Below are 6,562 nucleotides of genomic sequence, written 5' to 3'. Positions count from 1 at the left end.
TTAAAAGCTTCTGGAAAAAAAGTATACAAAACGCAAATCATCAACGATAGAGGAATTCATATCTGTAAATCGATGTTGGCTTGGCAGAAATTCGGAAACGGACAAACGCCAGAATCAACAGGTTTGAAAGGTGATAAATTGGTAGGGAATTTCTATGTGGAATTCGACAAGCAATACAAAAAAGAAATTTCAGAATTAATCGCTCAAGGTAAAACCGAAGAAGAAGCAAAAAAACAAGCGCCATCTATTTTAGAAGCACAACAAATGCTTTTAGATTGGGAAAATGGAAAACCAGAAGTTATTGAACTTTGGAAAACCATGAACCAATGGGTGTATGATGGTTTTGCTCAAACGTATAAAAATCTTGGCGTTGATTTTGATAGCTACTATTATGAATCCAATACGTATTTACTTGGAAAAGAAGTAGTACAATTTGGTTTAGAAAAAGGCATTTTCGAGAAAGACTCTGATGGTTCGGTTTGGATTGATTTAACGGCAGATGGTTTAGATAGAAAAATCGTACTTCGTTCAGATGGAACAGCGGTTTACATGACGCAAGATATTGGAACCGCAATCCAACGTGTGAAAGATTTTCCAGATGTTGGAGGAATGGTTTATACGGTAGGAAACGAGCAAGATTACCACTTCAAAGTGTTATTCTTAATTTTGAAAAAGTTAGGATTTGATTGGGCAGATAGCTTGTATCATTTATCCTACGGAATGGTAGAGTTACCTTCTGGAAAAATGAAATCGCGTGAAGGAACTGTTGTAGATGCTGATGATTTAATGGCAGAAATGACTACAACAGCACAAACTATTTCAGAAGAATTAGGAAAATTAGACGGTTATTCTGAAGAAGAGAAAACTGTTTTATTCAAAACTATCGGTTTAGGTGCGTTGAAGTATTATATGTTAAAGGTTGATCCTAAAAAACAAATGATGTTCAACCCAGAAGAATCAGTTGATTTTGCAGGAAATACAGGACCATTTATTCAATATACTTACGCTCGTATACAATCGATTTTAAGAAAATCAGATTTTGATTTCGAAAGTGTTGTCATATCGAGCGAAGTCGAGATGCATGAAAAAGAGAAAGAATTAATCAAACAAGTGCAATTATTCCCTGAAGTAATTCAAAATGCGGCAGAGAATCATAGTCCAGCTTTAATTGCGAATTATACGTATGATTTGGTGAAAGAATTCAATTCGTTCTATCAACAAGTTTCGATTTTAGGAGAAGAAAATCACGATAAAAAAGTGTTTCGAGTACAACTGTCAAAATCAGTTGGGAACACCATAAAAAATGCATTTCAGTTATTAGGAATTGAAGTTCCTGAAAGAATGTAATAAGAATATTGAGTTTGAAGTTATCCTTGATTTTTGAATTTGCTCTTGAACTTGAAATTTATTAAATGAACACATCAAAATATTTTTTTCAAACCTTAATTGTGGTAATCGTTTCTGGATTGTCTTTTTTGGCATTCAAGACGTTTTTGCCTAAGAAATTATTTGCCGAAAGTAAATTAGATTCTAAAAATGTAGTAGTCGATAGTTTGCTTTTGGAAGCTATTGCCGAAGACGAAGACGCAACCGTTGAAGATTCAATGGCTAAAACCGTTATTGATTACAAAGTGGTAAACGGAATTCAATTTCCACCAGAAACCTTTGAAGAATATACTGGAAATCAATATTTAGCGACTTTTTTCGAAAAACTTTTCCAATTAGAAACCAAAAAAGAAGGCAATGTTCGTATTGCCTATTTTGGTGATTCGATGACGGATGGTGACTTAATTGTAAAAGATTTTAGAACCTATTTGCAAGAAAAATTCGGAGGTCAAGGAGTTGGATTTGTTAATATTACATCCGAATCAGCTGCTTCAAGAAGTTCGATTACACATGAATTTTCAGGAAATTGGAAAACCCAATCGTATTTAAAAGTAAAACGTCCGTCGAATCCTTTTGGAGTAAATGGGCATGTGTTTTATGCTAATGATACTGCAAATGTAGCTTGGGTTAAATACAAAGCAAACAAAACAAGATTTGCATCAGAATTACCGCATCCAACTTTATTCTACGGGCGTTCGTCTAATAAAGATGGGAAAATAAAATATGTAATTGGTACCGATACCATTTCTAAAAAATTAACTCCAAATGCTTTAGTAAATACAGTTGTCCTTTCTGAAAGTAATTTGAAAAGCATCAAAGTGAATTTCAAAAAAGCCGATTCTATTCCAATTTACGGATTTAATTTTGATGACGGAAAAGGCGTTCACGTAGATAATTTTTCGAATAGAGGAAACTCAGGATTGCCAATTGGTAGTTTTGATGTAGCCACAATGCGTGCTTTTCATTCGAAATTAGATTACGATTTAATTGTGTTGCAATATGGAGCTAACGTGTTGAATTATGGTTCGTTGAATTACGGTTGGTACGAAAAACGTATGGCAAAAGTGGTTGCACATTTGAAAGAGTGTTTTCCAGGAGTAGCTATTTTAATTGTGTCAACAGCCGACAAATCAACCAAATACGATTTAGAGATGAAAACCGATTCTGCTGTTGTTCCCTTGAATACAGCTCAAAAGCGATATGCTATTAAATCAGAATCGAGTTTTGTAAACATGTATACCTTAATGGGTGGAGATGGTTCCATGATTCAGTGGGTAGAACAAGAGCCAGCAAGAGCCAATAAAGATTATACGCATTTTAATCACAGAGGTGCAAAAGAAGCGGCTAATTTAATTTTTACCCAATTAAATAAAGGCTACGAAATGTATAAAGAATTGAGAAAAAAGCGTAAAAAACCTGCTGCGCCAGTGAAAAAAGATAGTATAATCACCAATAAAGATTCGGTATATGAAGAATAGATTTTTGATGTTTTTATTGGGATTTTCTTTTTTTGGATTTGCTCAAGATACTTTATTAGTTCCCATAGATTCTGTTGAAGTAGACCTTCCTGTTGTCGATTCTATTGAAGTTACTTTTACAGGAAATGATATTCATAACCCGAATGCACTTTTGGCATTTTATGAAAAAATGTTCCAATTAGAGCAAAGTAAATCGGGAAAGATTAATATTGTTCATATTGGTGATTCGCATATTCAAGCGGATTTATTTACAGCAAAAATTCGTACTCAATTTCAAAAAGTGTATGGGAATGGTGGTTTTGGGTTTACGTTTCCATATAGCGTAGCTAAGACAAATAATAGCGCTCCGATTCGTTATTCTGCTTCAGGAAATTTTCAAAGTTTTCGAAATTTATATGCCGATGCTAATCGTCCTGTTGGCTTGAGCGGTTTTTCTATGGAAACGACTTCAAAAGATTTTGCGATTCAATTGAATGTAAAAGATGCCCAATATTATTTTACAAAATTGAAAGTCATTACGCCTCAAAATGTGAATTTGTTTGATGTTTCAGTATCTAATAAAAGTATTGTTATTGAAAGAAAAGTTCCGAAAAAAATCACACATAAAGTCAAACCAGGTGAGGTTTTAGGTGGAATTGCCGATAAATACAATGTTTCTTTAAAAGCTTTGAAAAAAGCAAACGGCTTAAAAAGTGATATGATTCGTGATGGGAAAGTTTTGACGATTCCAACGAAAGGAACACAATCGAAAACTACAACGAAAACAGAGTATATTCCAATCGAATTACAACCTTCGTTATTTTCAAACGATTATATTTCGGAAGCGCCTTTAGATAAAATTGCGATTGTTCCCAATCAAGAAATTGAAGATTTTGCTTTAAACGGATTGGTTTTGGAAAATAATAATTCAGGTGTTATTTATCACAGTATTGGTGTAAATGGCGCCAAAGCTTCTGATTACAATAAATTCAGATTGTTCAATGAGCAATTACCAGTATTGAATCCAGATTTAGTGATTATTTCTTTGGGAACGAATGAGAGTTTTGATAAACAATCGGGCGAACAATATTTTGCGCATTTGGACCAAATGATTCAAGGAATTAAAGAGAAAAATCCACAAGCTTGTGTTTTGGTGATGACTTCGCCGCCTTCGGTTTTACATCGAAAATATAAAAACACTTTCATTGAAAAATATGCAGAACTCATCGAAGACAATGCGCATGTGAAAAATTATGCCGTTTGGAATCTTTTGGATGTTTTTGGTGGGAATAAATCTATAAAACGCAATGCAGCAAAAGGCTATATGGCCAAAGATAAAGTGCATTATTCAAAAGCAGGATACGAAAAACAAGGCGAATTATTTTTTGAAGCCTTTTTACAATCATACGAATTATTTAAATCGACAAAGCAGTAGTGAAAGCACTTTTTAGCATACAAAATTGGTTTCTTGAAAATGTAGGGAATATCGATTTAGCCACCATTAAAAACTGGTTTTTATTCAATCCAAAACAACCACTATTATTTAATAGTGCCATTTTTTTAGGATTCTTTTTAGTTTTCTATATTATTTACATTTTATCTAGAAAAACTCATTATTTCCGCATTACTTATGTGGTGTTATTTTCTTTGTTTTTCTATTACAAATCAAGCGGGATTTATTTTGGATTGTTAATTTTTTCCTCGGTCGTCGATTATGTTTTGTCGCGATTAATTTATGAAGAAGCTAAGCAAGGATATCGTAAATTTTACATGATATTGAGTTTGTTGATTAACCTTGGAATGTTAGCGTATTTCAAATACACGAATTTTTTCATCGATAATTACAACGCACTTTTCAACGGAAATATGAAGTTTGAAGATATTGTGCTTCCTGTTGGAATTTCATTTTATACTTTCCAAACGTTAAGTTACACGATTGATGTTTATCGAAGAGAATTAGAGCCTACGAAAAGTTTCATGGATTTCTTGTTTTTCGTGTCGTTTTTCCCGCAATTAGTAGCCGGACCAATCGTTAGAGCAAGTGATTTCATTCCGCAGATTTATGAGAAATTAAAGTTAACAAAAGAAGATTTCAATCGTGCTTTATTCTTGATTATTGGAGGTTTATTAAAGAAAGCAGTAATTTCAGATTATATTTCATCCAACTTTGTTGACCGTGTTTTTGATGCACCAAATAGTTACACAGCATTTGAAAATTTAATGGCTTCGTATGGTTACGCCATCCAAATTTATTGCGACTTCTCAGGATATTCAGACATTGCTATTGGATTAGCTTTGTTAATGGGATTCTGGTTACCCGATAATTTTAGAACACCATATCAATCCGCTTCCATAACCGAGTTTTGGAGAAGATGGCACATTTCGCTTTCGAGTTGGTTAAGAGATTATTTGTATATTTCCTTAGGCGGAAACCGTAAAGGAAAAATCAGAACCTATTTCAATTTATTCATGACGATGTTGTTAGGAGGTTTATGGCATGGAGCTTCGTGGAAATTTGTGGTTTGGGGTGTTTTGCACGGATTGGCTTTAGTGGTAGAAAAATTCTTTGGACAGTTTATTAAGTTGCCTAAAAATGTATTTGTTAGAACTATTCAAGTTATTTTGACGTTCCATTTTGTGGTGTTTTGTTGGTTGTTTTTTAGGGCAAAAGATTTTACGACAGCATTTCAAATTGCAGATAATATTACCAAATTAACTTTCAATCTTGAGCAATGGCAAACCATTATTTTAGGGTATAAAAATGTCTTTTTATTAATCGCGATTGGAGTGGTTTGGCATTTTGTTCCAGTGAAAACGTTAGCTGGTATGCAAAAGACATTTTCGACATTACCATTGGTTGCAAAAGCGGTTTTACTAGGATTGATTTATTGGGTAGTGTATGCAACCGCTTCAGCCGATACACAGCCATTTATTTATTTTCAGTTTTAGTAACTTTTGTTACTCTTTTACATTTGTGTACATTGTAACTTTGTCCTTTTAAAACGAGATGAATAAAAAGGAAATCATAATTACTCTTATTGGAGTTGTAGTCGGATTAATTTCGGGTTATGCTTATTACCATTACATTGGATGTGTTTCTGGAACGTGTTCTATTACTTCGAAACCATTAAATAGTACTTTGTATGGAGGTGTTTTAGGAGGATTACTCTTCAATATGATTAGCGATTTCTTTAAAAAGAAACAATCCTAATTTCTTGTGTAACAATTGTTACCAAATGTTTTTAAAGTTTGTATATATTTGTTGAATGAAATTTTCAGTTCACATACTATGCATTTATCTGTTGCTTTTGGTGGCTTTGCCATCTGTAAGAGCAATGAAAATGCTTGCGAGTGAAAATTGCGAACAAACTTGTCATAATTCGGATTCTGAATCTTCAGGTTGCGAGAAAGGAAAAATCATTATGAGTTTGAATTTCAGTCCCGTTCAATTTGTAAGTGAATTGGATTTTAAACCTGAAATTACTTTCTCTGAATTTCAAATCGAAAAAGAACAATCGAACTACGAGAAAATATTTATTTCTAAATATCAAGATTCCATTTGGCATCCGCCTAAGTTTTTCATTTCCTAACTTAAAAGAGTTGATTTTTATGTTTGTGTTTTTACACAAGCTTAACTTATAATGGAATAAAATGAAAAATATTTTAATCGTGTTTTTGTTGGCATTTTTTCAGTCAACAACAGCACAAAGCACCTTTGA

General features: G+C 33.1%; 6 protein-coding genes. All 6 read left to right on the top strand.

All coding sequences use genetic code 11. The features are described 5' to 3' along the window. Positions 1-1,347 (top strand): arginine--tRNA ligase (gene argS / locus Q0075_RS01630; protein WP_297867999.1); only part of this gene is annotated, 1,347 nt, incomplete at its 5' end. Positions 1,348-1,412: 65 nt separating this feature from the next. Next, on the top strand, positions 1,413-2,864 hold the full coding sequence (locus Q0075_RS01625; RefSeq protein WP_297867998.1) for a hypothetical protein: 1,452 nt from the start codon (positions 1,413-1,415) through the stop codon (positions 2,862-2,864). Beyond that, positions 2,854-4,278 (top strand): GDSL-type esterase/lipase family protein, encoded by a 1,425-nt coding sequence (locus Q0075_RS01620; protein ID WP_297867997.1) that lies wholly within the window; start codon positions 2,854-2,856, stop codon positions 4,276-4,278. The genes Q0075_RS01625 and Q0075_RS01620 overlap by 11 nt, the downstream gene beginning before the upstream one ends. Beyond that, entirely contained in the window at positions 4,278-5,792 is a 1,515-nt protein-coding gene (locus tag Q0075_RS01615) for an MBOAT family O-acyltransferase (protein WP_297867996.1), read from the top strand. The genes Q0075_RS01620 and Q0075_RS01615 overlap by 1 nt, the downstream gene beginning before the upstream one ends. A 58-nt stretch (positions 5,793-5,850) precedes the next feature. Beyond that, a complete protein-coding gene (locus tag Q0075_RS01610; protein WP_297867995.1) occupies positions 5,851-6,054 on the top strand; it encodes a DUF6132 family protein in 204 nt (67 codons plus the stop codon). 55 nt (positions 6,055-6,109) lie between these two features. Continuing rightward, complete coding sequence (locus tag Q0075_RS01605) at positions 6,110-6,433, top strand: hypothetical protein (protein WP_297867994.1); 324 nt, start codon at positions 6,110-6,112, stop codon at positions 6,431-6,433. Positions 6,434-6,562 lie beyond the last annotated feature (129 nt).

The sequence above is a fragment of the uncultured Flavobacterium sp. genome (assembly GCF_937967675.1).
Taxonomy (GTDB): domain Bacteria; phylum Bacteroidota; class Bacteroidia; order Flavobacteriales; family Flavobacteriaceae; genus Flavobacterium.
The sequence above is the reverse complement of the archived record's forward strand: the minus strand, read 5'-3'. Positions and strand labels throughout refer to the sequence as shown.